We start from the raw sequence: 25,492 nt of genomic DNA, 5'->3' as shown, positions 1-25,492 counted from the left end.
CTTCCCGATAGTTATGGTAGGCGCGAGCGGGGAGTATATCTTTCCAGCAGTGGTGTTCCGGAATGTTTCGCCCCGCTGGGGCTTATTATCTCTTGCCTGGAATTTCCTATACATATTACCGCAACGCTGTTGCTTAAAAAAGTGGCTGCAGCGCAGCAATATATTTATAGAAAAAAGAGATACGAAAAACAGCCGAGCTGCAGCGCAGCGATATAAATTTAATGGCCGAAAAGGTTACTTGCTGGCTTCCTGTTTCAATCCTTCCGGATTACCGATTGCTTCCCGATAGTTATGGAAGGCGCAAGCGGGGAGGGCAGTGCGGTCGTATTTCCAAAATGGTTTTCGATACCGGAGGTATCACATGTTTGTAGTCTGGGGAAAGCATACAGTGGTTCGACTCCGGCCGGAGTCGTATTTTTTCTGTTCATCGATTGTCTATCGACCTGTGAATCCTTCGGATTCAGGAATGTGGGGAAAGGTACCGTTTGTTGTTTTTTCAAGGCTTTAGTGGGTGGCGCTGTTTTAGAAGACTGTTTTGGTGCGGTTGTAAATCGGCATTGGCGCATCAACTTTTGTGAGTTGTGCTCCGATTGCAAATCGGAACGAGCTGGACATCGTCCGGCATTACTTATGACCGCGTGTTATAGCCTGTATTTGATTATGTCCTAATTACTTTCTATAATATATTTATCACAATCATCAATTATAAAATCAGGAATCAAATTGTAATCATTTGGGTCTAATTGACAAATTAGTTCATTTTCAATGTGATATGTCTCATTGATGAATTTTCTAAGAACATTAGGTAACTGATTTAGATTTGCATCATAAATCAAACGAAAAATATTTAGTTTCGTGTAGTTATTCGATGCTCTTGCATATATTTCTTTTAAATAAACGACATCCTTAATACTTGCCAGCATCGAATCATAGTCGAAATGAAGAATCTGCTGTTTGATTTTAGTAATTCCATTATTGAAATCAAGTTCACTCATTGCATCGTTTCCAATTTCTTTTCGTTGGTCTTTACAATTTTCTTTTTCTCTTTTATGAAATAGATTAGAGAGTACCTCGTATTCATCACCTAGGTCATCAATTATTTCAAAATGTCTTCGTAAATAAATTAATTTAATAATATCAGGGATGTCCGATTCTAATGTCTTTTTACATATTTGTGCAAATGATAATAAATTACTTTTTCTAATTTCTCTTTCTTCTAACACACCATTTGAAGTTGAAATAAAACTGGCAACTGATAAATTATTAAATTCCTTAAGAACTTTAACAGTATCAATTACTGGGTCAAGGTCATGTGTCAACATCAATACTGTTTTATTAAGAAAACAATCAGCACTTTTTCCTCTAAAAAGCATATGCATAATCGCATATTTTTTGTTTTTATCAAAGGATGATATTGGGTCATCAAGTACAATTAATTCAGGTTTTTTATGCAATGCTTCATACATGAAAAGCACTAACGAGAAAGCATTCCTTTCACCAAAGCTTAAAAATTGGTTTCCTCCATTAATAGTTTCAGTAGAATCAATGTGCTTTAATAAAAGTTTATAATCATTTGTATTGTTGTTAATAATTTCAACAGTGTATTTATAGCCAGCATTTGAAAGAAATGAATTTATACTCTTTTGATGTTTTTCAATAAGTTTTTTAATAAGATTTTTTTGTTTGCTAACCTCACCTTGCAAGATGCCAACTTTTTCAAGTACTGTATTTAATGATTGGTTTAGTGATTTAATAATTTCAACTGTTTTATCTGCTTTTAATCTATCAAACAACTCAATATTTATTATCAAATCTTTCAATTTCTGTTCTACCTTTTCGTCAGAACTAAATGTAATTGGAGAGATATTTTTTAAAGACCTAAGTTTTGTCAACAAGTCATCAATTTGTTGTTTTACAACAACGATATAATTCATCTCTGAATCGTCAAGTCCAGTTTGTTTTTCGGTTATTGTTTTTAAAGTTGCATTTGCATCAGCAGAAAAATATTCACCTAAATTCTTTAGTGCATCAATTATTACATTAAAGTTTTTAACGACAGTTTTATTATAATATGTAGATACTGATTTAATTGCTTCCTTTTTATCAATTGTTGCAGACGTACAATATGGGCAATCATCTGATATTTCTAGAAATTGCTCTCCTTTACTCTGCCATTCCAACCAACTAACGCAATCTTTATTTTTTATTAATTTGGAATATCCCTTCAATACTTCAGGGACATGAGCAATTTTGTTTCCTTCCTTTAGACCTTTGTATAAAGCAGAAGTTTTTGATAGTCCTGTTTGAGTTGTCGTAAAACTTTTAGATAAACTTTCAAAATCTGAAATTATCATTTCAAGTTCTTCATTTTCTGAGAATACTCTTTTAATATCAGATAAAAGTTGTTCAATTTGTACGGTTAACTGCTGATATTCTGGAGTTTTAATAAATATTTCATAGCTATTAGAAATCAATTCATCCTCTCTAAATAGAAACTGATTTAAATATTCCTCATTAAAAATCAAAATACTATTAATTTCCTCTGATGGAATTATTTGTGGAGTAATTTCATTCTCAGCATTTCTATACTTAAATGGCAATAATTCTTTTAGATTTTCAGGAGAATCAACTTTTAATTGAAGTGCTTTAGTAATGGTACTTTTTCCTGTTCCATTTATACCAAACTTTAGATTTAACTTGTCTTTGGTAATTTCTATTTTACCAGTCTCAATATTATTACAGTTTTTAATTTCTATATCCATAATTTCATATTAAGATTTCTATTTGCTGTATGCATTCTCCAAGTTGTCCATAACATTTGTATGTCACCACTGTTGTTATTTCTCTTTTATCGTTTAAAAAAGTGTTGTTATACACCCAAATGGGGATAAGCACACCTATTCTGTTTTATTAATTTCTCTGTTTTTTTGTGATAAAGCGTATTCAACGGTTTTTAATGATTTGCTGCCTAAATATAAACAGAAAATCAACCAAAGCTTTTCTAAACAGGGTGTTATCGGGCATAAACAGCCGGCCGGAGTTCGCAGTTCTAAGTAAAACCCTCGTTAAGCTCACTTTTTACCCCGAAAGGCTAGAAAAAAGTGAGCTTGTTCTCGCTTAAACTTAGAACGTTCTCGTTTTTAGTGAGAAAGTTCTCACTTTTTACAAGGAAGTTCTCGTTAAAAGTTAGGATGTTCTCGCTTTTTGCCAGGATGTTCTTGTAAAAAGTTAGGATGTTCTTGCTTTTTGCCAGGATGTTCTCACTTAAAGTTAGAATTGTCTCGTTTTTAGCCAGGATGTTCTTGTTAAAAGGGAGAAAGTTGTTGTTGAAAGGTAGCTTTATCTCCCGCAGAGTTAGCTTTGGCTTGTTTAAAGTGGGGTTTTACGAATCCAAAATCAGGATATATGGAAGGAAAACTCAGTCGCAGTTTACAGGGATTGAAGGACTGAAGGACTGAAGGATTGAAAAGGCAGAATTTCCAATGACTCGCAGCTAGAGGCTCGCAGCTCGCAGCTCATTCTTGCATTAAAGCATTTTCGCATTCAAGCATTGCCATCGAAAGGATTGAAGGATTGAAGGATTGAAAAGGTAAAATTTCCAATATTCAATTTCCAATAGCTTGAAGCTTGTGGCTCGCAGCTAGAGGCTCGCAGCTTATTCTTGCATTAAAGCATTCTAGCATTCACGCATTGAAGCATTGAAGCATTGCCGCGAACGGCTTAGTTGTCAAAAAAAGTAACTACGCCGGTTTCGACACTGTAGAGGCCACCGGTAATGATGATGTCTCCTTTTTCTTCCAGGTCTTTGATGATGGGGCTTTGTGCGCGAATTTGGCGGATGGTGTGTTTTACGTTGGCGGTACTTACTTTACTCACAAAATCGGGGTTGCTGCCGGTGCGGTTGTCTGTTACCGTGGTCTCGCTTTCAACAGCGGGCTTTATTTTATTCAGCAGCGAAGTAAGGTGGCCAATTTCCAGGTTGTTGCACGCACTGATGACCGCCCCGCAGTTGGTGTGCCCCAAAACAACAATAATCTTCGATTTTGCCAGGCCGCAGGCATATTCCATACTTCCCAGAATATCGGTGTTCAGCACATTTCCGGCAATGCGGATGCTGAAAATATCGCCCAGCCCCTGGTCGAAAATTAATTCGGCCGATGTGCGGGAGTCGATGCAACTGAGTATGGTGGCAAAGGGAAACTGGCCTTCTGATGTAAGGTTGACCTGTTTGAGCAGGTTTCTGTCGGTTTGCAGGTTGTTTACAAAACGAAGATTACCTTCCTTTAAGTAGCCCAGTGCTTCCCGGGGCGTCATTTTTTCCTGCGATTCCTTGGTATGTGTCCACATTTGCTTTTAGTTCGTATGATTATTGTATTGATAGGCGGCTTTCTTAACGCGATCCATTATTGCCATGCCTAACCCCTTTTCAACAACCGGTTCTATAAAAATGTTTTTCACATGGGCATCTTCTTCCATTGTATGCAGGGCGGCAAACAAATTGGCGGCCACTTCCACCAGGTTTCCGGTTTGCGATGTGTAGATCACTTTGCCGGCTGTGTGAGCACTGTTTGCGACACTGTGTAAAATGAGCCCCGATGCTTCGGGCAGGGATTTCCCCGCTTCGCTTAAAATATACAAAGGCTTTTTGGGGGAATAATGACTTTTTAACAAGCCCGGCGAAACCAGTTTTTCAGGTTTCGACTGGTTGAAAACAAAGGTGCCGGGGAATGCCTGCTCAATGTCTTCCTGCGTAATAAAACCCGGTCGCAGCAACTGGCAGGTATTGCCTTCGATGGAAACAATAGTCGATTCGATCCCCACCGAAGTGGCTCCGCCATCGAGTACGTAATCCACGTCGGGTAGCTGTTTTTTTACATGCGAAGCGCTAACCGGGCTCAGTTGTCCGAATTTATTGGCGCTCGGGGCAGCTATGGGGCAGCCCGAGGTTCTGATCAGCTCCAGTGCCGTTGGGTTGTCGGGCATGCGAATCCCAACCGTCGGCAGTCCGGAAGTTACAATATCGGGTACTTTATCGCTTTTGGGCAGAACAATGGTTAGCGGGCCGGGCCAGAAATGCTTGGCCAGACGCAGTACGTTTTCGCCCGTTCCGCTGGTTAGCTGTTCAAGGTCGTCGAACGACGCGATGTGAACAATCAGCGGATCAAACGAAGGCCGTTCCTTTAGCGCGAATATTTTAGCAACAGCATAAGGATCGAGCGCATTGGCACCCAATCCATATACTGTTTCGGTAGGAAAAGCAACCAGACCACCTTGCTGGATGATTTGGGCTGCTTTGCTCATGTTGTTATTTGTCATGTGCCAGATTATTATCGGCCTCCTCCAGCTCTTTTCTTTTTTTATCCTGAAAATCGACAATGGCCTTTTGAACTTTTGGGTTCGACAAACCTATGATTTTGGCGGCAGCCAGGGCTGCATTTTCAGGACTTAGCACGGTTAGCGGCGCAACGCCCGAAGGCATCCGGATGCTTGAGTACAAATCGGCTCCTGCAAACTTGTCGCTGTAAGGCGGACAGGCAATTACCGGGCAATGTGTTTGTGCATCGGTAAAACCACTCAGCGCATTGCTCATACCGGCGATGGTGATAAACACCACGTTTTCTTTTTCGTATTCTTTGATCAGGTTGTAGCACTTCAAAGGCACTTTATGCGCCGATGCTATCCTTAAAACAGAATCGATTGCCAGGTTTTGTAAAGCCGTGCTTATTTTCTGCGCCCATTCAAGGTCGGCTTTAGAACCCATTATTATTACTACTTTGCTCATAGTCTTCTATTTTATTAAATGAATATTCGTATTGGAAACTCATGGGAACAATGTCGTTGTATTCATCAATCGATGCGTTCGACAAACAGGCATCAATAATGCGTTTCCCGGTATGCAGCAAGTCGGATTTTAAGTATTTCTGCAATTCGGTTCTGAAAAACTCTTTCAGTATTTCAGCTCCGGCATCGTAGCCTTCAGTGCCAACTTCCTGCTGGTTGTACACTTTTAGGAACCTGGAAGGTATTTTGGACCCTTCGAGGGTGAGGTAATTCAACTCATACCCCAACAGCGGACAACGTGCCGGCTGGTATTGGTCGGTACGAAGCTGTGCCGCGCCTCTTCGGGTAAGGTATTCGCGCATGAGCAACTGGGGCTTGAAGCCTACCTGCCACACTCCGATGTTCTGGTTCGGAACCAGCGTAAACGTAGTACGCGGTGTGTCAATTATTTGTTTAAGCAGCATGTTGGCGTGAATAACGCGTTTCCCGGTGGCAAAAGGCCAGTAAGAGCCTACGCCCTCGCTTTGCATGCCTCCCGAGCTAACGATGCTGGGGTTGTTGTGCCCGCGTGGCGCAACGAGTCTCCACAACCAGGCCAAAGCCGGCGGAAGAACATGGAACAGACCGATAATTCCGTACGACGGATTTTCTTTGGTGCAAACGGGTGTCCGTATCCCAAAGCTGCGGATATCGACCGGCGCAGGTCTGTTTATTACGTTGGGAACCGATTTGCGCGGAATGATGACGCGCGGGTTGGGGCACGCTTTTCCGGGTTCATCCTGAATGTGCTCCCAGATCAAGGCCGTAGCGCCCGGGTTGGTTTCGATGTTTAAAAACAAAAGCGGGCTCGATGGATTAATCGTCGTTTTTTCCAGCGAAGGATCATCTCCGTATTGTTTTACGCTGTCGACGCGAACAAACCAGGCATTCTCTGCATCAATAATCCGAAGTTTGCCGTCCTTTTTCTGAACCGAAGGATGGCAGAACGCCATGTCGTCGGCTACCGCGTTAAAAGAACAGAAGCGCGGAATGGTAATAAACCTTTCTTCAGCGTTTATTAAATTGCGCCCAATGAGTACACGCCCGTCGGTTTCGCGGATGATGTGCTGGTGCATCTCGCTCTTTCCGCCACCGCTGGCACCTTCGTGCATAAAGGTGGTTATATTGTCGTACGGACTCACGGATTGAACTGCAGAACAGTGCGCAATAATCCAGTCTTCTTTTTCAGCCTGCGTAAGCATTACGCCGTACAGCCCTTTTTTGGCACTTGGCCCCGGGTATAAATTGTAGGAATAAAGTTCGTGAATGGATTCGGTACGGTTGTGAACAACCACTTGTTTTCCGTTAAAATGAGTATGCCTGAAAACCGGCGCTACAAAAATTACCGATTTTAGTTCGGCGTTGTCTTTTAGCTCGTCAACTGCCACCATTTCCTGGAGCATGGATAATCCCAGCGCAAAGAAAGCTGCGTTGGCCGGAGCAATGGCAATGCCCAGAGAGCCGATGTTGACCCTTCCGGCAAAGTAGAAGAAAACAGCCAGGTCTTGTCCTTTCAGCCACTCAAAGGTTTCATCCTGCAAGTTGGAGAAGGGGTAACCGTATTTGTCAGTAAAACGTTTTTTATCGGTTGGCTTGTCGTCGGCAATCACCATGGTTTCGGGATCGCGGCGGCGCATATAGGCCTCGGTATAATTGGCCGAGATTCCGTTTTTTACCCGTTGAACAATGGCTTCCACATAAGGGCCTTTTCCGGGGACGTCGTACTCCACCTCAAATTCTGCGTTTTCTTTTCCGTTGGTAGAGGCTTCGGCCAACTCTTCAGTGGTATTGAATACTGTGTAGCTTTTGCACTCATTCAGTAGTTGAGCAATATTATCCGGAACGATAATGTTTTTGCTTTTTAAAACAGAAAGTAAGTCATTCATAATTGGGTATTTCTAAAAAGGTTATTCTGTAATTTTAAAACGCTTCCACACATTACCGGCTCATTTTTGATTTTTACGCATTGTTTAATTTGTTGGTAATTTGTGGTTGAATGGCCATGAAAAGTTGGAAAATGCTCCTGCAACAAGGCTGGCTTCTCCGGCTCCGGAAAACCATACTTTTGAAGCGATGCCTGTTTTTGGTAAACGGCATCGTTTGTGAAGGAGTGGGTTCTGTATCGAAAGAATGCAGAATATTTTGCCATTGCTTTAATAATTACAGCGGCAAAGATAATTCTTTGCTACTTAATTAATGAAGCAGTCCTTAATTTGATAACGAAAAGTTAAAAATGGGGAGGAGATTGTATCCAGAGAATTTCGCTTATGCCATCGAAGTGGTTTATGGCGTTAAATTGTGACTTTGCATTGAAGTAAATATTGTCGCCGGGTTTCAGAATGAAACTCTTGCCGTCTAAATCGAATCGAACTTCGCCCGAAAGAACATATGAAAATATTTGCCCGAACGCGTTGGCGAAAAAACCATCAATAGCCGATGCTTTTGAGAACCGTACAAGGTAGGTGTCCATCTGTTTACTGGTGTCGTGTTGCGACAAAAGATAGAACATCGCTCCCGACTTGTTTTGTTCAATAAACTTAATGTCAGCCTTGTGTACTACCGGATTGTTGGCCAGCGAGTCGTTTTCGCCGATAAGTTCGCCCACCGTTGTATGGAGGTTCTCGGCGATGGCTTTTAGCGTAATAATGGAAGGAAATGACTTGGCCTTTTCGATTTGCGAAAGGGCGCTGGGGCTGATACCAACTTTTTCGGCTAATTCGTTTAGCTGAAAGTTAAACTGTTCCCTTTTTCTTTTTATTCTTTCTCCTATTCTTTTCATCTGACTGATCGTTTCCTTATCAGGTTTCATCTGTTTGTCAACTGACCGGTAATCGCTTTGCCTGGTATATTATGATGAAATTACGGCTGCTCATTTCATCCAACTTCAGGTAACTGCGACAAAGATATAATTTAATTAATGAAGTAATACTTAACTTTTGTGATTGATTGTTGCATTTGGTTTCCGGTTTTTTATTGGGCTGTGAAATTGTTTTGCTTTCGGTTTTCACTTTTGTTTGGTGTCAGAATTTCATGAAAAATGTCAAAAAATCACTTTGATAATATTAGTTTATGTCATTCTTTCAGAGTTAGTTAGTGCTTGTTTTTTGGCTGGAGTTTTAGTTGTTTTTATAAGCGATTGTGAATCAGAAAAATGAAGAAACAGGCTAGAAATTGGAAGGCGGTCTGGCACCGGCTTTGTTTTTATCAGGGTGTAAAAATTAATTGAATGTCTAATTAAAAGATGGAGGAATAAATTATGGCACTACCAAGATTATTCAACAGTGATTATTCATCGCTTCCTTCGTTCTTAGACAAGTTTTTTGAAGGAAACCTGATGGATTGGAATTCCCGGAATTTTGCAGGAACAGATTCGACCCTGCCTGCAGTAAACGTGGTGGAGAACAAAGACGAGTTCCAGATTGATGTGGCTGCTCCGGGGATGGATAAAAAGGACTTTAAACTAAATTATGACAATGGCCGGTTGACCATTTCTTCGGAAAAGAAAGATGAAAAAGAAGAGAAAGAAGGGAAGGTGGTAACACGCCGTGAGTTTAGTTATCAATCGTTTCAACGATCGTTTACTGTGCCGGAAAATGTGATTAACGCCGAAAAGATAACGGCGAATTACGACAATGGCATCCTTCACGTGAAATTGCCTAAACGCGAAGAAGTGAAACCAAAGCCGGCCAGGGAAATTAAAATTTCATAGGGCAGAAGGGAGTGAGTTTTCACTCCCTTTTTTTTGGCTTGAAAGATTTCCCAAAAAAGGATTTAAGCTTTCGGTGTACATGGAGAGATAAAATGCAAGAGTGCTGAGAGCCCGAAAGATCAGAACTATAGACGGTTTGTTTTTTGTTTCGATAAACTTTCGGGTGTTTTATTTTTAGATGCTGCCCTGATGGAATTTGGATACTCGTTTTGTGTTGTAAATAGGTCTTCGGAAGATAATTTTGAGGTTTTATGTTAAGCACATTTGTGCTTTTGGTGCTCCGAATGTTAAGTATCTTAAGAATATGTTGAAGAACAGTTTCTTGAATTTTCAGAAAGTAAGTATCTGCATAACTGCATATGTTGCAGGAATTTATAAAAATAAATTGTGGACCGTTTTGCGATAACGGCTTTCAAAATGTAAGAAATTGTCAAAGTTTGCTTTCATTTCATAATTGTATTTTCGACGCAATTCGTGAATAAGCATAAATTTGCGCCTTTCAATTTAATAAGAACCAAAATGACCGACGCAATACAATTAATGCTGACCGGCATGGGTACCGTGTTTTTTATGCTGATTATGGTAGTGGTACTCGGCAACGTTATCATCCGGATTACCAATACTTTTGCTGTAGTTTCGAATCAGCCGGGAAAAACTTCGACTTCCCGGGGGATTGAGCCTGCAAAACTGGCCGCCATCGTTTCTGCGGTCGACGTGGTTACCCGTGGCAAAGGCAAAGTTTCTTCGGTAGAGAAGATCGACGAATAACCCGAAATCCAATAAAAACCAAAATTTTGACTGTAATGAAGAGAGAGATTAAATTTAGTTTGCTGTACCGCGATATGTGGCAGTCATCGGGGAAATATGTTCCCCGGGTAGATCAGTTGGAAAAAGTAGCTCCGGCGATTATCGATATGGGATGTTTCGACAGGGTCGAAACCAATGGTGGTGGCTTTGAACAGATTAACCTGTTGTTTGGCGAAAACCCAAACGTGGCAAACCGCCGCTGGACACAGCCGTTCAACGATGCCGGTATTCAGACTCACATGCTTGAGCGTGCACTGAATGCCATTCGTATGAGCCCGGTTCCGGCCGACGTGCGAAAACTGATGTTTAAAGTAAAGAAACTGCAGGGAACCGATATTGCGCGCTCTTTTTGTGGATTGAACGACCCGCGTAACCTTGAAAACTCGATCAAATTTGCCAAGGAAGGCGGCATGATTGCGCAGGCTGCTTTGAGTCTGACCATTTCGGAAGTACACACGGTGGAGTATTACATCAAACTGGCCAACCAGCTGATTGAAATGGGCGCCGACGAGATTTGTGTAAAAGACATGGCGGGTATTGGTCGCCCGGCGTTTATCGGTAAAATCATCAAAAATATTAAATCGGCACATCCAAAAACCATTGTTCAGTACCACGGTCACTCGGGGCCTGGCTTCTCCATGGCAAGTATCCTGGAAGCTGCGCGGGCAGGTGTTGATTATGTGGATGTGGCCATGGAACCACTTTCTTGGGGTACCGGCCATGCCGATGTGCTGGCAGTTCAGGGAATGTTGAAAGACGCTGGATACGCTGTAAAAGACATCAATATGAAAGCGTACATGGAAGTACGTTCGCTGACACAGGAATTTATCGATGATTTTCTGGGTTACTATATCGACCCGAAGAACCGTCACATGAACTCGCTGCTGATCGGTTCAGGTCTTCCGGGCGGAATGATGGGAAGTTTGATGGCTGACCTCGGGAACAATCTTGAAAGCCTGAATAAATGGCTCGTAAAAAATAATAAACCAACTTTAACTCAGGATGATCTTCTAATCAAGCTGTTTAATGAAGTGGAATACATTTGGCCTAAACTGGGCTATCCGCCACTGGTAACTCCTTTTAGCCAGTACGTGAAGAACCTGGCTTTGATGAATGTTATTCAGTTGATAAAAGGCCGCGAGCGCTGGAGTATGATCGCGGACAATATCTGGGATATGATCGTTGGTAAGTCAGGTCAGCTGCCAGGAGAACTGGATCCGGAGATTATCAAGCTGGCCAAAGCCAACGGAAAAGAATTCTATACCGGCGTTCCACAGGATCTGTATCCGGATAACCTGGACGTTTTCAAACAGGAAATGAAAGAAAACAACTGGGATTTCGGACAAGACGACGAAGAATTGCTGGAACTGGCAATGCACCCGGAGCAGTACCGTGCGTACAAATCGGGAAAAGCCAAAGCTGATTTTGAAGCTGATCTGGCTGCACAAAAAGCTGCCAAAGAAGCGAAGCCCGAAAAGGTGGAAGTACCGGTTGGTAATTGCGAGCCCAAGTCGATGATCATCGATATCAACGGCGAGAAATTTAAAGTAGGTGTCTCTTATGGCGACATTGTTGCTGAAACGTCCACAAACGGCAATGGCAATGGTAAAAGTAAGATGGCTCCCGCGGCAAAAGAAGCTCCGGTAGCAACTGCTGTGGCCGAAGCATTTGATGTGCTGGCTCCGCTGGAAGGGAAATTCATGCTGACAAAAGATACATCGGAAACGCCGCTGAAAGTAGGGGATACCGTAAAAGAAGGGGATTTGGTTTGTTACATTGAATCGATGAAAACCTACAACGCCATTGTTGCCGAGAAAGACGGAAAAGTAGTTGGGATTATGAAAGCCAACGGTGACACGGTTGAGGAAGACGATGTATTGATTCAACTGGCTTAAGCACACATTCGTATGGAAATATTGAGAGAACTGTTTAACATGACAGCGCTGGGTGATATAACCTGGCAAACACTGATCATGTGGGCGATAGCTTTTGTTTTGCTCTATCTCGGAATTAAAAAAGGCTACGAACCTTTGTTGCTGGTTCCCATTGCTTTTGGGGTTTTGCTGGCCAACTTTCCGGGAGGACAAATGGGAGTTGTGGATGCCCAGCTGATTGAGCTGGAAGGAGGACGCTATATGAACCTTTTTGAGATTGCGCATGAATACGGGATCATGAATTACCTGTATTATTCGCTGATCAAAACGGGTTTGCTGCCCCCCATTATTTTTATGGGCGTGGGTGTGCTGACGGATTTTGGACCGATGCTTCGTAACCTGAAGCTGGCTTTGTTTGGAGCTGCCGCACAGATCGGGATTTTTTCGATTCTCCTGGGTGCTGTGGCGGTTGGTTTTACTGCAAAAGAAGCGGCTTCGCTGGGGATTATCGGAGGTGCCGACGGACCTACCGCGATCTATACTACCATTAAACTGGCTCCGCATTTGCTCGGACCGATAGCCATTGCTGCGTATTCGTACATGGCGCTGGTACCGGTGATCATTCCCTTAGTGGCAAAATTGCTGATTTCCAAGAAGGAGTTTACAATCAACATGAAAGAGATGGATAGGAAATATCCGGCCAAATACGAGATCAAGAACCTGAAAGCAGCCAAGATCATTTTCCCGATCGCTTTGGGAACGCTGGCGGCCATTATGGTTCCGTCGTCGGTGCCGCTGCTGGGAATGTTGCTTTTTGGAAACCTGATCAAGGAAATTGGTTCATCTACCAGTCGTTTGGCTGATGCGGCGCAGGGGCCGATCATGAACACAGCTACCATCTTTTTGGGGCTGACCGTTGGCGCCACGATGACCTCGGAAGTGTTCCTTTCGGCCAAAACCATTGGCATTGTGGTAGGTGGTTTTGTGGCCTTTGCCATTTCCATTGCCGGCGGAATTCTGGCGGTGAAAATTTACAATACCTTCTCTAAAAAGAAGATCAACCCGCTTGTGGGAGCAACCGGTTTAAGTGCCGTTCCGATGGCCTCGCGTGTTGCCAACGAGCTGGCTTTGAAGTACGATAAAAAGAACCACATTTTGCAGTATTGCATGGCCAGCAATATTTCGGGTGTGATCGGATCTGCCGTTGCAGCCGGTGTTCTGATATCGTTTTTGCAATGAGCTTCATGCAGTTTATAGTTATAATAGAATGAAAAACGGGGGCATCGCAAGGTGTTCCCGCTTTTTTTGTGATACGGCTGGCATGCTCTGTATGAAATTTGCTTCTATGAAATTTAAATCAAACAGAACACTGATAACTCAGATTCAACTGATTTTCGCTGTTTTGTCTGTGAGTATCTGTCAAAGTCGGTGTCATTAGCGTTCTGTTTTCATCAAGTACAGAACAGTAATGTTTTACTTTTGGGCAATACTTCATTGCCGAAAGTACACACACAAAAAATGGGACCACCGTCCGGCGATCCCATTTTTCCTTCATTCAATAACTTAACAGAAACTATAAATTTGCTTTTGCTCCTATTTTATTCTACTGAGATTTCATCCACAAATAACCAGGCTGGTTTTCCTTCGCCGGCATGTCCTTGCGGGCAGGTACCAAGGTTTTTAACGGTAACGCGAACAAAGCGGGCAGAAGCCTTTTTCTTCACCGTAATGTCTTTGATCTGATTGGCACCGTCCATAGCATTTACCTTGTTTTTCACTGATCCTACTTTCCTGAAGGTGAGGCCATCGTTTGAGCTTTCTACCGTAACTTCAGTAGGGTAGAAGATCCATGCTCCGGCATTTTGCAGTGTGCCAATGGTAACTTCCGAAAAAGAAGTTTCTTTTCCCAGGTCAAGGGTAGCTACCAGGTCGTCGCCGTTAAATCCTTTCCAGTGGCCGTCGCCGTGGTTCGATGAGCCTTTAATCCCGTCAACCAGCGCATATTCTCCGGTGGAGTTGTAGTACTTGCTGTTTGGAAACTTCATGCTTGCCCGGCAGGCAATGGCCTTGTGCATGTAAAAAGTGGAAGACAGGGGTTTTGACATGGTTTGACCATCCTTGACCACCACTGCTTTTACGGTTGTCGTTTTTTGAATTTCAAAAGGGCCGGCGTATTTTTCTGAATTTACTCCGGGCTCCGAACCATCCGTTGTGTAGCGGATTTCGGGTTGCCACGCTTCGGTTGACAGCGTTACTTTTACTGAACGGTTTTCCGGATTTAACTCGGGAGAACCTTTCACCTGGAAAGCGCTGGTGGCATAATTTGCATCTGCTTTCTCAAAGCGTTTGTACTGGCTTTCCATGCGTTTTGAAAAACTGCCCCAGTCTTTGGCATCTTTGGGCGACCAGGCAACTTCTGAAAGAGCAGTCATTCGCGGCAGGATCATGTATTCTGCATGTTCCGGTGTTGGAATGTGTTCTGTCCATAAATTCGCCTGCACTCCGATAATGTGCTTGCCTTCTTCGGCGGTGAGTTCCTCGGGCACGGGATCAAAGCTGTAGACCTTTTTCAATGTAATGTTACCGCCAAAAGCTTTAGGTTCGAGCGAAGGGTCGCCCTGGTAGTAATCGAAATAACAATAACCGGTTGGCGACATTACCACATCATGGCCGGCTTTGGCTGCTTCAATACCGGGGGCGGTTCCTCTCCACGACATAATGGTTGCCGAAGGATTCAAACCTCCCTCCAGAATTTCGTCCCAGCCAATGAGTTGTCTGCCATAGCTGTTCAGGAATTTTTCGATGCGCTTGATAAAATACGCCTGAAGTTCGTGTTCGTCGGCCAGTTGTTCGTCTTTCATCCTCTTTTGGCAAAGCTCACATTTTTCCCATTCGGTTTTGGTGGCTTCGTCGCCGCCAATGTGAATAAATGTGGACGGGAAAAGATCCATCACTTCTTTCAGAATATCTTCCAGAACGTTAAAGGTTTGTTCTTTCCCGGCACAAAAAATATGAGTGATGGGCCATACTCCGCCCGACGGAACCGGCTGGTATTCGCCCGTGCACGATAACTCGGGATAAGCTGCCAGTGCTGCCATTGCATGCGCCGGCATTTCGATCTCGGGCACCACCGTAACGTGTTTTTGGCGGGCATATTCCACTACCGACTTAATTTGTTCCTGGGTGTAAAAGCCGCCGTACTTCGGTTCATCCTCTTTTACCGGTGCTTTTCTTGAATTCCAGTCCAGGTTTTCGCGGTCAGCACGAAAAGCGCCAATTTCGGTCAGCTTCGGGTATTTTTTGATTTCGATTCGCCACCCCTGATCGTCTACCAAATGCCAGTGAAAAACATTCATTTTGTGCATGGCCAGGTAGTCGATGTACCGGTAGATAAACTCCACCGGAAAATAGTGGCGTGATACATCGAGCATCATTCCACGCCAGCTGAGGCGGGGATAGTCAGTGATGTCCACACAGGGAATGGTTTTTCCGTCGCCGGCAGTGAGCATTTGCCAAAGCGTTTGCACACCATAATACAAACCGGCTGTAGTGTTGGCATTCAGAAATACACGGTCTTTCTCTACTCTTAGCAAATAGCCTTCCGTACCCGTGAGAGCATTTAACGGATTGTTAAGCTGAACCAGGATATTTCCCGGAATGGCAGGGCCCGATACGGAAACAACTTCGGGTTTAAACCCGGTGGCATCCATGAACAGATCCTGCGCCTGCGCCACAAATTCTTTCCCTTCAGCATTGGTAATGTTGAAAAGAATTTTTGTGGAGGGTGTCAGCGTAAAATGGCCATCCTGCGCAACCACCTTTGCCGGTTGCGGAATTACATCAACTGTTTGGGCGGAAAGTCCCAGGCTGAAAACAGCCAGGAACAACAGTGATACAAGTTTCTTCATCTCTTTACTTATTTTGACAATTGCTTTTCCTTCCCTAAAATTACTAAAAAACAGGCTGTATTGTAAAGCTGAATTCGTAGTCCTGGGCAGGAATGCTGTACTTTTTCATTGGTTTGGCGCCCCATGAGTTATCGCCGGCTACCCCCATTTGTTTCAGGTCGGTGGTAATGAAAACACCGTCTTTTTTAACAATGTCGTTGGTGTGGCGGTAATCGTTTTTATCTTCCATGTCAAAATCCTCGATCGGATTGTGCAGGGTTGAGAAGCCAACCGTTGGAGCGCCGGTAATTTTCAGACCCACGCCGTTTTCGTTTCTCAGCTCAAACCAGCGGGCATCGGTTTTGTAGCCGTTTTCCTGCGGGCGCACATATTTGAAATACTGATCGGCTACCTTGCTTTCGTAAATTCCCACAAAAGCGCTGCGGTTGCGGTCTATGTAGTTTTCGTTCGGGCCGCGGCCATAATATTTCAGGTTATCGAAATTCACCGGCATTTCCCAGCGAACGCCAAAACGTGGCAGGTCAGGAAGGTCGTTTCTTTCAGTATTAAAACTAGTCCGGATGTCTAAAAGTCCATTCGCATAAACAGTATAGGTAATTTCTGCATTCGACTCTGCTTTGTCTAGCTGATATTTTGTCTGTACGATTACAACTCCGTTGTCTGCCTGTGTTAATTTTACTGACGGCGCACTTAGATTGCGCGAAACTTCGCGCCAAATACCAAGGCGGCCCAGCATGTTGCTTCCTTTATCGTTGTCGTTCAGGGGACGCCAGAAATTAATTTGCGGACCTTTCTGAATCAATGCAACACCGTTTACTTCATAAGAAGAAAGTGCGCCCAATACGCGGTCGAATTCAGCCACAAAATTTTCGCCTTCAATTTTAATTACCTGTTCATTTTCAACGATGTTCAACGTTCCAACTTCAGCAGAAGCAGCAGGCTGCGCATATTCTCCTTCCATTTTGAACTGCTCGTGAGCCACTTCAAATCCGGCCGGGCGGAAAGGTTTGTCCACTTTCAGTTTTACTGAAAAATCAACAAAACGCTCAATGCCGGGAAGCAAAGCCATGGCGGGTACCGGGAAATTCAGAATTTGACTTTCACCGGGTTTCAGGTTGAGGTTCTCAAACGTTCCGCCAAACTTTTTGATTCCGTTGTCTGAAATGGTCCACGTAATTTCGTAGTCGCTCAGATCAATAAAATCATGGTAGTTGGTTACCCGGTAGCCTTTTTCTGTTTTATCGAAAAGAACGTACTGGTACGCATATTTTACTTCCTGCATGGCCGGGTGAGGCGTGTAGTCGGCAGAAATAATTCCGTTGCAAACAAAGTTGTAATCGGTTGGCATGTTTTCTCCGTAGTCGCCGCCGTAAGCCCAGAATTCAGTTCCGTCAGCAGCTTTTTTTACCAGTGCCTGATCGATCCAGTCCCAGATGTAGCCACCCTGAAGCTGGTCGTTGCGGTCTTCGTTGAAAACATCCCACAGGTCGGCCAGGTTACCGTTGCTGTTGCCCATGGCGTGCGAGTATTCGCTGGAGATAAACGGCAGCGGTTGTTTTTTCTTTTTGTAGTTGATCAGCGACTGAACACCGGGGTACTGCGGACAGAAAATTTCGGTGTTGGGCCCCATAATCGCACGTTCGTAGTGAATAGGGCGCGAAGGGTCGCGTTCTTTGATGCTTTTAAATACTTCGGTGAAAACTTCACCATCGCCGGCTTCGTTGCCCATCGACCAAACGATCACACTCGGATGATTTTTGTCGCGTTCTACCATGCGCATGTTACGGTCAACGTGAGCTGCGGTCCATTCCGGTTTTTTAGCCAGTGAATGTTCGCCGTAGTACATTCCGTGCGATTCGATGTTGGCTTCGTCGGTAATGTACAAACCGTATTGATCGCACAAATCGTAAAACCGTTCGTCGTGAGGATAATGGCTGGTGCGTACCGCATTAATATTGTATTGTTTCATTAATGCAATTTCGCGGATCATCGCTTCTTCACTAACCACATGTCCTTTGTATTGTTCGTGTTCGTGACGGTTAACCCCTTTAATGGCTACCGAAACTCCGTTGATGTAAAAGATGGCATCTTTTATTTCAATTTTCCGGAAGCCAATTTTAGACGTTACCACTTCAACGGTTTTGTCTTCGCTGTTTTTTAAACTGATGACCAACGAATACAGATTCGGCGTTTCTGCTGTCCATTTCAGCGGGTTTTCAATTTCTTTATTGAAGGTAAGCGACAGTTCTTCTTTGCGGTTGATCTTTGCTTCTGCTTCATCTGAGGCAACTTCATGGTTGCGGGCGTCAAAAATCTGGTAACTCACCTTGTAGTTTCCTGAACGAAGTTTGGAAACCTGGTTTTTTAGGTCCACATCAAGGCTGAGTTTTCCGTTTTTGTAATCGGTGTCAAGATCGGCTTTGGCAAAAAAGTCGCGCACTCTGACCTGTGGAGTAGAGTATAAAAATACGTCGCGTTCAATTCCGCTGATGCGCCAGAAATCCTGGCATTCGAGGTACGATCCGTCAGACCAGCGGTAAACTTCCAGGGCTACTATGTTTTCACCTTTTTTCAGGTAGTCGGTAATGTCCCATTCTGCCGGTGTTTTACTTCCCTGGCTGTAACCTACTTTTTCGCCGTTAATCCAGATATAGAAAGCTGATTTTACGGCTCCAAACTGGATGAAAACACGGCGACCGTCCCAACTTTCCGGAACCGTAAAAGTGCGGCGGTACGAGCCTACCGGGTTGTAATCGGTGGGTACCTGTCCGGGATTGGCCGGATAAAGATTCTCAATGAACTGAATTTCTTTCGAAACCGGTGCCTTGTGGTCAGCAAATTCATATTGGTGGTTTACGTAAATTGGAATTCCATAGCCCAATAGTTCCCAGTTCGACGGAACAGGAATGTCGTTCCAGTCGGCAACGCTGTATTCCGGTTTGAAGAAATCAACAGGGCGGTCGGCAGGCTTCCTGACCCAATTAAATTTCCAGGTTCCACTTAAGGTCTGGTAATAAACAGACTGGTGTTTCTTTTGTGTCAACGCTTCGTCAACCGTGCGAAACGGCATCAGTGTTGCGTGCGGTTTTTCTTTGTTCTGATCAAACATGGCCGGATTTTCCCAGTCGGGAGTTTGCGCATGAGAGATGCTGGTTAATGCAAGGATTGTTGCTACAACGGTAATTAAGATGAACTTCATTAGATTTGAAATTTTTTTAAAAGTAATTAGTTCTTGAATTAATTTTTCGCTAAGATACATATTCTAAAATTACACGAAAGGTGTCGATAATGAAATTTTGACTGATCTGTATTCACATCCGGTAAATTATTGATCAAAAGTCAATAATGGGGATTTGTTTCATAAAATAAAACTTGTAATGTTTCGATGGGTTATGTAAAATTGTAAAAATAATTAAGCCAATACTACCCATGCCAAAAACAGCCCGGTTTTTCCTGTTGATCTTCATTTTTGCAGGATGCTTCAGCAGTAGTTTTTCTCAGGATCTTTCTGCTTCCATCGATTCTTCGTTTCAGTCGTTTGCCAAAAGGCCGCCCATGGAAAAGCTGTACCTTCATCTCGACCGAGACAGATATGCAACCGGAGGGACGATCTGGTTCAGGGGCTATCTGGTTAGAGCAAATGGAAATATCCCGGATGTTTTAAGCAATTTTATTTACGTTGAATTATTTGACCAGGCAGATTCGCTGGTCAGCCGAATAAAAGTAAAGAAGATAGACGGTGTATTCAGCGGAAATATAAAGCTGGCGCAGGACATGTCGGAAGGAAGTTATTTTATCAGGGCTTACTCTACCTGGATGTTAAATGCGGGCACCGATTATGCTTTTCACAAGGCGATTCACATCGGAAATTTACAAACCCACCGGATAAGTTCAAAAATAGAGATCGGAGACGGGGAGGCTGGTAAAAAAACAGCCACTATTTATTTTGCCGATAAAAAAGGGGAACCGGTGACCGGTACCCGAGTTAAGTGCACTTTGCATTTGGGTGGTTCAAAGGCTGATGTTTTAACGCGAAAAACAGGTGAGGACGGGAAAGTGAGTTTTGATTTCGTTCCGGAAAAGGATGCTTCCTCCAATCCGTTTATTGAAGTGGCTTTTGAAGGTAGTGCTGCGGAGTACAGTACAAAATTCTTTTTGGACAGAGAGACGGAAGAAAAGCTGGATGTCCAGTTCTTTCCCGAAGGCGGAGACCTTATTGCCGGCGTTGGAAACCGGGTGGCATTCAAAGCCGTTGGCGCCGATGGGCTTTCGAGAGAAGTGTGGGGGGTGGTTCTGAACAGTAAAAACGATACTGTAACGACTTTGTCAAGCCAGCATCTTGGAATGGGGGCGTTTTACCTGCTTCCGGAAACCGGCGAAGAATACCGAGCCGAAATCAGGGATGTGGATAACAATGTGGTACATGTGAAGCTGCCCCGCCATCTGGAGAAAGGAGCGGCATTGTCGCTTGTAAACAACCGGAAAGCCATTCTTTTAAATATAAGGCAGCAAAAGCTGGAGACCGTGGGTACGTACTACATTATGGCGCATGCAGGCGAAAAATTGATTTTTACGCAGAAACTGGAGGATACCTTTTACAAAATCCCAACAGCTATTTTTCCGGAAGGTATCATAAATTTTGTGTTGCTTAATGAGAAAAACCAGGCCGTGTCGAGTCGCTTGGTATTTATTAAGAAAGGCACGAATGCAAATCTTCTGGTGCAGCCCGACAAAGAAAACTACAAAAGGCGTGAGTTGGTTTCACTGGCTCTTTCATTGCCACAGAATGACACGATTTCATACAAAGGAAGTTTTTCAATGGCGGTTACCGACGATTTGGTGGTGGATGTTGACTCCTTAAACGATAACATTTATTCCAATTTACTGCTGACTTCCGATTTAAAGGGGTATGTTGAAAATGCGGGGGCTTATTTTTTCGACGATGCCAACAGTACAAATTTTAATCTCGATTTACTGATGCTTACCCAAGGCTGGAAACGCTTTGATGTAAATGAGTTGTTGCAGCGCGGGCTTCCCCCGGCAAAGTACTTTCTGGAACTGGGGCAAACCATTTCAGGCAAGTACGAGAAAATGCTGATGCACAGAAATAAACCGACCGAAATAACCGCATTGTCGGTTGATCCGTTTATTACAGCTTCGTCCTATACCGACGAGAACAGCAACTTCCTGTTTAATGAACTGGACTTTCCGGATAGTACGGTATTTACAGTGCAGGCGCAGCGTTTTACCAATATAAAGCAAGAGCCGGCGGGATTGATCCAGTTTGACAAAGATACTTTTCCTGCTTTCCGGCATTGGGGGCTTATTCCTGAAAAGGCGGAAGGTTTTAAAGGCACCGCACTTGAAAATGCGACCGAACGCATGTATTATGAAGATGGAGGAAAAATGATTGTGCTGGATGAAATTAGTGTGGAAGCCGCTGACAAAACAAAGCATGCTTTGGAAAAAGAATACGGCTTATCGGGCAGTGTTTTTGATGAAGAACGGATTTCGAAGTTTTTCCCTACTCCGCGATTGTTGGATGCGGTAATTCGCACACTTCCCGGAGTTTCGCGAATTGAAGGTAGCAATGTGTACCTGGCCAGGGGAAATGGACCTGCTGAAATTCAGGTGGATGGAATGGAGCAAAGTCTGGATGATTTAAGAGACCTGTATTCGGATAATATCGATCATATTGCTTTGATCGTAGGTGCCGGTGCAGCAGTTTACAGCCGGAAAGGTGGCGGTGGCGGCGTTATTATCATCAATCTGAAAGTAGGGGGAACATTTAAGTACGAACTGAAAGGCGTGAAAAAGATTATGCCCCTGGGGTATCAGAAACCCGTGGAGTTTTATGTTCCCAAATACGAGATCGATTCTGTTCGGATGGCGAAACAACCTGATATGCGTTCTACAGTTTACTGGAACCCGAACATCTCGGTGCAGGCCGGAGCAGAAACGCTTGTTCGTTTTTATTCGGCTGATCCGTCGACAAGCTATACGTATATTATTGAAGGACTTGGTGATGATGGCCGCATTTTCAGGTCGGTCGGGAAACTTCGAAGGGAAGATGAATAAGGAGTGAAATGGAGTGTTGTATTATCGATTTAACCGGCTGAGGGTTGATAAGACAAACTCTTTTCGTTGACGCGAGATATTTACTGTTCTGCCATCACTCATTTTAAGATAGCCTCCATCTGACTTTTCAAATGAAACAACATGTCTGGCATTAATCAGGTGTGATTGGTGGACACGAATAAATTTTTCTTCCGAAAGTATTTCTTCATATTCTTTTAATGTCTTTGAAACCAATATTGAGCTACCGTCAATTAGGTAAATGTACGTATAGTTATTCTCGCCTTTACAGCGAACTATGTCTTCAATTTTTACAAATAAAAGCCTTTCGGAAGAAGGAAGGGCAATTTTTCTTTCCGACGTTGTATTTTTCTGGTTTTCAAGATAGTTTAGTAGTTTTTCGTTATACTTATGGTTTATCTTTTCTGCAACTCTCGAAACAGCTTCTTTTAGTTCCAGAATATTTACAGGTTTCAGCAAATAGTCGATAGCACTTTGCCGGATAGCTTTTATTGCATATTGATTGTAGGCTGTTACAAAAATGACATCGAATGTTGGCTGTTTGATTGATTCAAGCATATCGAAACCCGATCCACCTGGCATCTGGATATCCAAAAAAATAAGTTGTGGATTTACTCTTGATATTAATCCAAGTCCTTCGGCAGCATTATGTGCGATGCCTGCAACTTCAACTTCAGGACAATAACGTTCAAGGATGTTTTTAAGGTTCTCGCAATTGTTGAGTTCGTCGTCGATTATTATTGATCTTATTTTTTCCATTGTTATCAGGCTTCCAGTTTAAAAATAATTTCAGCAATCGTACCTGTTTGCCCGGGTTCAGTTTCGGCCCGGTTTATTAGTTTGAACAAAATTTCGTTTTTGAAACTTTCCATCATCAAATCTACCCGTTTCTGTGTAATCTGCAGTCCTTTCCCCTTCAATTCTGCAAAACGGGCTTTTTCAATGCCCACGCCGTTGTCAATTATTTCGATCCGGATTGCTTCATTTTCCTTTCGAACTTTAACTTCAATTTCTCCATTCGGATTTCCACCAATCCCGTGTATCACAGCATTTTCAGCAAAAGGCTGTAACAAAAGCGGTGGAATTTCAACATTAAACTGGTCAATTGTTTCGTCGCATGAAACGGAATAACTGAATTTATGACGTAAGGCTTCCAGTTCCAGGTAGGTGTCAATGGTTTCCAGTTCCTCTTTTAACGGAATCAAGGTTAGTTCCGATTGGTTTAGAACCTTGCGCATTAAAGCCCCGAATTTTGAGAGGAAAAGGTTTGCTTTTTCGTTCTCATCCGCATTTACAAGGTGCTGTATTGAGTTCATGGAGTTAAATAAAAAGTGAGGGTTCAATTGCGAACGAACAGCCTGCATCTCCAGTTCCAGCTTTTCGCGCTGCCGCTTTTCCTTTTTTTTGATCATCTGCATTCGCCATTTGTAGATGATTAGGAAAAGTAATGCCAGCAGAATGAACCCTGCAAGTACGCCCAGAATTGCCTTTGTATTTCTTTTTGTTGGCTGCTTTTCGTGGCTTATTGAATAGTTGATGTATTTGATAAATTTTTCAATAGCTGGTCTTCTCGGAGAACCGGCGTTTGCGTATTCTAGTATACCTTCCGGATTAATGATGTAAGTATTTGTTATGGGTGCCTTCATATAAGGTTTTAAATCAGGGTTTTCCCAGTTGTCATTTTTTAAGAAGATTGCCCCCTTCAAATTGTTATCTTTCTTTATGGTGTCAACATTGGTTTTTTCATAATTACTAAGGACAATTAGCTGTTGAAACCTGTTTGCCGGAATTTGTTCAATTAACTGATCAAGCGGCATCAGGGTTGCACGATCCCGACTGGAAATTCGGATATAACCAGGATCCAGAAAACTAAGCGCTATCCATTTTCCTTGAAAATCATTTAACGCTATTTTTTTCCCATCAAAATCTTCCAGCGTAAAATCTGCAGCATGATCACCGGTGGAGAGTGTTGGCCTTTCCCTATCGGTCTTAAGGAGGTTTTGAGTGAACGGTTTATTGGGGAATATTTTTAAAAAATCGTTGTATAAAGTTTGCCCTTGATTGTTTTTAGTGTTATGAAATGCCCAATTAACCATGTTCGCCATTATAAAATAACGTACCTCGCCGTTAAGGTTTTCTTTTGCAAAACTATAGCTCTCTTCTGGCGATAACATATGGCCCTTAATATTCCTGAAATTAATACTCTGTTTCAGAAAAACATAGGTTTGTATAAAACGTCTAAACATAAGAGAGCTACTGCTACTGTAGTCGTTAAAGTTAACTTCACTAAAGAGTATATTGAAAAGATCGACATAATAATGATCTGTAGGTTTCCATAAGGGATTGCGAAGCAAGAAATAGCCGTAGAGTTTATAATATTCACAGTAATAGGTTGAAGTACGCAGGTGGTTATAAGCCCAGTTACTTAGCGAATCTTTAGATTGTTCTATTGTTTGCAGGTTACGCTTAATGTTGACTTTTGCTATCCTTAAAACTTCGTCTGCCGGTAATGATGAATCAGGTACTGCAAAAGTCAACAAGGTGTTCAGAAGATTTGTTTTAAATGCTCCTTTTCCAGAGGCTTTTACACCATTTCTGTCTATTTTTAGAAATATGCTATCGCCCGGTTCAATAAGAATGTTCTCATTCCAACTGAGGGTCTGATCCGTAATATCTGATATTAAATGTGAATTATTGTAGGGTGGATATATAATTACCTCAACAGGTTTTTTAAGCTTTGCGTTTAAATAAAAATACCCTGTTGAATCAGTTGTGATGTTATAGTCAAAATCACTCCTGTCAACATAATTACCAATAAAAAAACAGTATTCTTTGTTTTTATTGGCGTTTGTGAATTTACCCGAAATAACACTGGAGTCGACTTGTTCTTCCTTTTGCATGCCATCGATTCCAATTCTCAGCGAAGTCGTAAATCTGCCTTTCTGGAAATGATTACTATTCTTGAAGAATCCATTCCTGTTTCCGGTTTTTCCAGAAGTTGATATCAGTTCAAGAATTTCTTTAAGGTAATCGGTATTAAGAATCGTTTCGAACAAGGCGTCATGTTTTTCCAGTATTCCTTCAATTTGGGCATTTCTGATAATTTCGGTTATGGTTTCATCCTTAAATTTTACATTTATAACTTCATTCTTTTCTATAATTTCATAGGTGAAGATTTTGTTTATCATGTGTCGTTGAATGAGCTCATTAGTGTTTCTTGGAATGTCATATCCCTGCGTGTCAAAACTATCGGTTTCAGGAAGGATATAAGAACCAAG

At 42.8% G+C, this 25,492-nt stretch carries 15 protein-coding genes; 5 read left to right on the top strand and 10 right to left on the bottom strand.

All coding sequences use genetic code 11. The features are described 5' to 3' along the window. Positions 1-665 precede the first annotated feature (665 nt). From D1614_RS18095 to D1614_RS18060, 6 genes are all read right to left on the bottom strand, one after another. Entirely contained in the window at positions 666-2,762 is a 2,097-nt protein-coding gene (locus D1614_RS18095; protein WP_119439389.1) for an AAA family ATPase, read from the bottom strand. A gap of 958 nt (positions 2,763-3,720) precedes the next feature. After that, positions 3,721-4,347, bottom strand: coding sequence for a carbonic anhydrase family protein (locus tag D1614_RS18085; RefSeq protein ID WP_119439387.1), 627 nt, complete (start codon positions 4,345-4,347; stop codon positions 3,721-3,723). Between the two features lie 6 nt (positions 4,348-4,353). Then, on the bottom strand, positions 4,354-5,316 hold the full coding sequence (locus tag D1614_RS18080; protein ID WP_119439386.1) for an L-threonylcarbamoyladenylate synthase: 963 nt from the start codon (positions 5,314-5,316) through the stop codon (positions 4,354-4,356). Continuing rightward, entirely contained in the window at positions 5,306-5,782 is a 477-nt protein-coding gene (locus tag D1614_RS18075) for an AIR carboxylase family protein (RefSeq protein ID WP_119439385.1), read from the bottom strand. The genes D1614_RS18080 and D1614_RS18075 overlap by 11 nt, the downstream gene beginning before the upstream one ends. Further along, the gene (locus D1614_RS18070) at positions 5,751-7,706 is read right to left on the bottom strand and encodes a DUF4914 family protein (protein WP_119439384.1); all 1,956 of its coding nucleotides are present in this window, start codon (positions 7,704-7,706) and stop codon (positions 5,751-5,753) included. Before D1614_RS18070 ends, D1614_RS18075 begins: the two co-directional genes overlap by 32 nt. 341 nt (positions 7,707-8,047) lie before the next feature. Then, positions 8,048-8,599 carry a helix-turn-helix domain-containing protein gene (locus D1614_RS18060; RefSeq protein ID WP_162304555.1) on the bottom strand — a complete coding sequence of 184 codons (552 nt, stop codon included), beginning with the start codon at positions 8,597-8,599 and terminating at the stop codon, positions 8,048-8,050. Positions 8,600-9,076: 477 nt separating this feature from the next. On the opposite strand from D1614_RS18060, the gene D1614_RS18055 reads away from it, so the two are divergent. The 4 genes from D1614_RS18055 to D1614_RS18040 all read left to right on the top strand — a co-directional run bounded on the left by D1614_RS18055 (position 9,077) and on the right by D1614_RS18040 (position 13,449). Continuing rightward, positions 9,077-9,529 (top strand): Hsp20/alpha crystallin family protein, encoded by a 453-nt coding sequence (locus D1614_RS18055; protein WP_119439381.1) that lies wholly within the window; start codon positions 9,077-9,079, stop codon positions 9,527-9,529. 519 nt (positions 9,530-10,048) lie between these two features. Continuing rightward, positions 10,049-10,297: an OadG family protein gene (locus D1614_RS18050; RefSeq protein ID WP_119439380.1), complete on the top strand. Its 249-nt coding sequence runs from the start codon at positions 10,049-10,051 to the stop codon at positions 10,295-10,297. A 35-nt stretch (positions 10,298-10,332) separates the two neighbouring features. Next, positions 10,333-12,231: a biotin/lipoyl-containing protein gene (locus D1614_RS18045; RefSeq protein WP_119439379.1), complete on the top strand. Its 1,899-nt coding sequence runs from the start codon at positions 10,333-10,335 to the stop codon at positions 12,229-12,231. 12 nt (positions 12,232-12,243) lie between these two features. Beyond that, the gene (locus D1614_RS18040) at positions 12,244-13,449 is read left to right on the top strand and encodes a sodium ion-translocating decarboxylase subunit beta (RefSeq protein ID WP_119439378.1); all 1,206 of its coding nucleotides are present in this window, start codon (positions 12,244-12,246) and stop codon (positions 13,447-13,449) included. 359 nt (positions 13,450-13,808) lie between these two features. On the opposite strand, the gene D1614_RS18035 is transcribed toward D1614_RS18040, so the two are convergent. Both D1614_RS18035 and lacZ read right to left on the bottom strand, forming a co-directional pair. Beyond that, positions 13,809-16,118, bottom strand: coding sequence for a glycoside hydrolase family 20 protein (locus tag D1614_RS18035; RefSeq protein WP_119439377.1), 2,310 nt, complete (start codon positions 16,116-16,118; stop codon positions 13,809-13,811). A 43-nt stretch (positions 16,119-16,161) separates the two neighbouring features. Further along, complete coding sequence (gene lacZ, locus D1614_RS18030) at positions 16,162-19,317, bottom strand: beta-galactosidase, LacZ type (RefSeq protein WP_162304554.1); 3,156 nt, start codon at positions 19,315-19,317, stop codon at positions 16,162-16,164. A gap of 230 nt (positions 19,318-19,547) precedes the next feature. Here lacZ and D1614_RS18025 point away from each other — a divergent pair, with 230 nt between their 5' ends. Continuing rightward, positions 19,548-22,196 carry a Plug domain-containing protein gene (locus D1614_RS18025; RefSeq protein ID WP_119439375.1) on the top strand — a complete coding sequence of 883 codons (2,649 nt, stop codon included), beginning with the start codon at positions 19,548-19,550 and terminating at the stop codon, positions 22,194-22,196. Between the two features lie 21 nt (positions 22,197-22,217). On the opposite strand, the gene D1614_RS18020 is transcribed toward D1614_RS18025, so the two are convergent. Together D1614_RS18020 and D1614_RS18015 are read right to left on the bottom strand one after the other, a co-directional pair. Then, on the bottom strand, positions 22,218-22,973 hold the full coding sequence (locus D1614_RS18020) for a LytR/AlgR family response regulator transcription factor (protein WP_206610069.1): 756 nt from the start codon (positions 22,971-22,973) through the stop codon (positions 22,218-22,220). A 5-nt stretch (positions 22,974-22,978) separates the two neighbouring features. Continuing rightward, positions 22,979-25,402, bottom strand: a complete 2,424-nt coding sequence (locus tag D1614_RS18015) for a histidine kinase (RefSeq protein ID WP_162304553.1) — start codon at positions 25,400-25,402, stop codon at positions 22,979-22,981. Between the last annotated feature and the right edge of the window lie 90 nt (positions 25,403-25,492).

The organism is Maribellus luteus (genome assembly GCF_003576475.1).
Lineage (GTDB): Bacteria > Bacteroidota > Bacteroidia > Bacteroidales > Prolixibacteraceae > Draconibacterium > Draconibacterium luteum.
Note: the sequence above shows the minus strand (reverse complement) of the source record. Positions and strands in the feature narration are given on the sequence as shown.

Excerpts from the sequence above, each read along its gene's own strand:
- D1614_RS18095 (WP_119439389.1), bottom strand. The coding sequence starts at position 2,762 with ATGGATATAGAAATTAAAAACTGTAATAATATTGAGACTGGTAAAATA.
- D1614_RS18085 (WP_119439387.1), bottom strand. The coding sequence starts at position 4,347 with ATGTGGACACATACCAAGGAATCGCAGGAAAAAATGACGCCCCGGGAA.
- D1614_RS18080 (WP_119439386.1), bottom strand. The coding sequence starts at position 5,316 with ATGACAAATAACAACATGAGCAAAGCAGCCCAAATCATCCAGCAAGGT.
- D1614_RS18075 (WP_119439385.1), bottom strand. The coding sequence starts at position 5,782 with ATGAGCAAAGTAGTAATAATAATGGGTTCTAAAGCCGACCTTGAATGG.
- D1614_RS18070 (WP_119439384.1), bottom strand. The coding sequence starts at position 7,706 with ATGAATGACTTACTTTCTGTTTTAAAAAGCAAAAACATTATCGTTCCG.
- D1614_RS18060 (WP_162304555.1), bottom strand. The coding sequence starts at position 8,599 with ATGAAAAGAATAGGAGAAAGAATAAAAAGAAAAAGGGAACAGTTTAAC.
- D1614_RS18055 (WP_119439381.1), top strand. The coding sequence starts at position 9,077 with ATGGCACTACCAAGATTATTCAACAGTGATTATTCATCGCTTCCTTCG.
- D1614_RS18050 (WP_119439380.1), top strand. The coding sequence starts at position 10,049 with ATGACCGACGCAATACAATTAATGCTGACCGGCATGGGTACCGTGTTT.
- D1614_RS18045 (WP_119439379.1), top strand. The coding sequence starts at position 10,333 with ATGAAGAGAGAGATTAAATTTAGTTTGCTGTACCGCGATATGTGGCAG.
- D1614_RS18040 (WP_119439378.1), top strand. The coding sequence starts at position 12,244 with ATGGAAATATTGAGAGAACTGTTTAACATGACAGCGCTGGGTGATATA.
- D1614_RS18035 (WP_119439377.1), bottom strand. The coding sequence starts at position 16,118 with ATGAAGAAACTTGTATCACTGTTGTTCCTGGCTGTTTTCAGCCTGGGA.
- lacZ (WP_162304554.1), bottom strand. The coding sequence starts at position 19,317 with ATGAAGTTCATCTTAATTACCGTTGTAGCAACAATCCTTGCATTAACC.
- D1614_RS18025 (WP_119439375.1), top strand. The coding sequence starts at position 19,548 with ATGCCAAAAACAGCCCGGTTTTTCCTGTTGATCTTCATTTTTGCAGGA.
- D1614_RS18020 (WP_206610069.1), bottom strand. The coding sequence starts at position 22,973 with ATGGAAAAAATAAGATCAATAATAATCGACGACGAACTCAACAATTGC.
- D1614_RS18015 (WP_162304553.1), bottom strand. The coding sequence starts at position 25,402 with ATGATAAACAAAATCTTCACCTATGAAATTATAGAAAAGAATGAAGTT.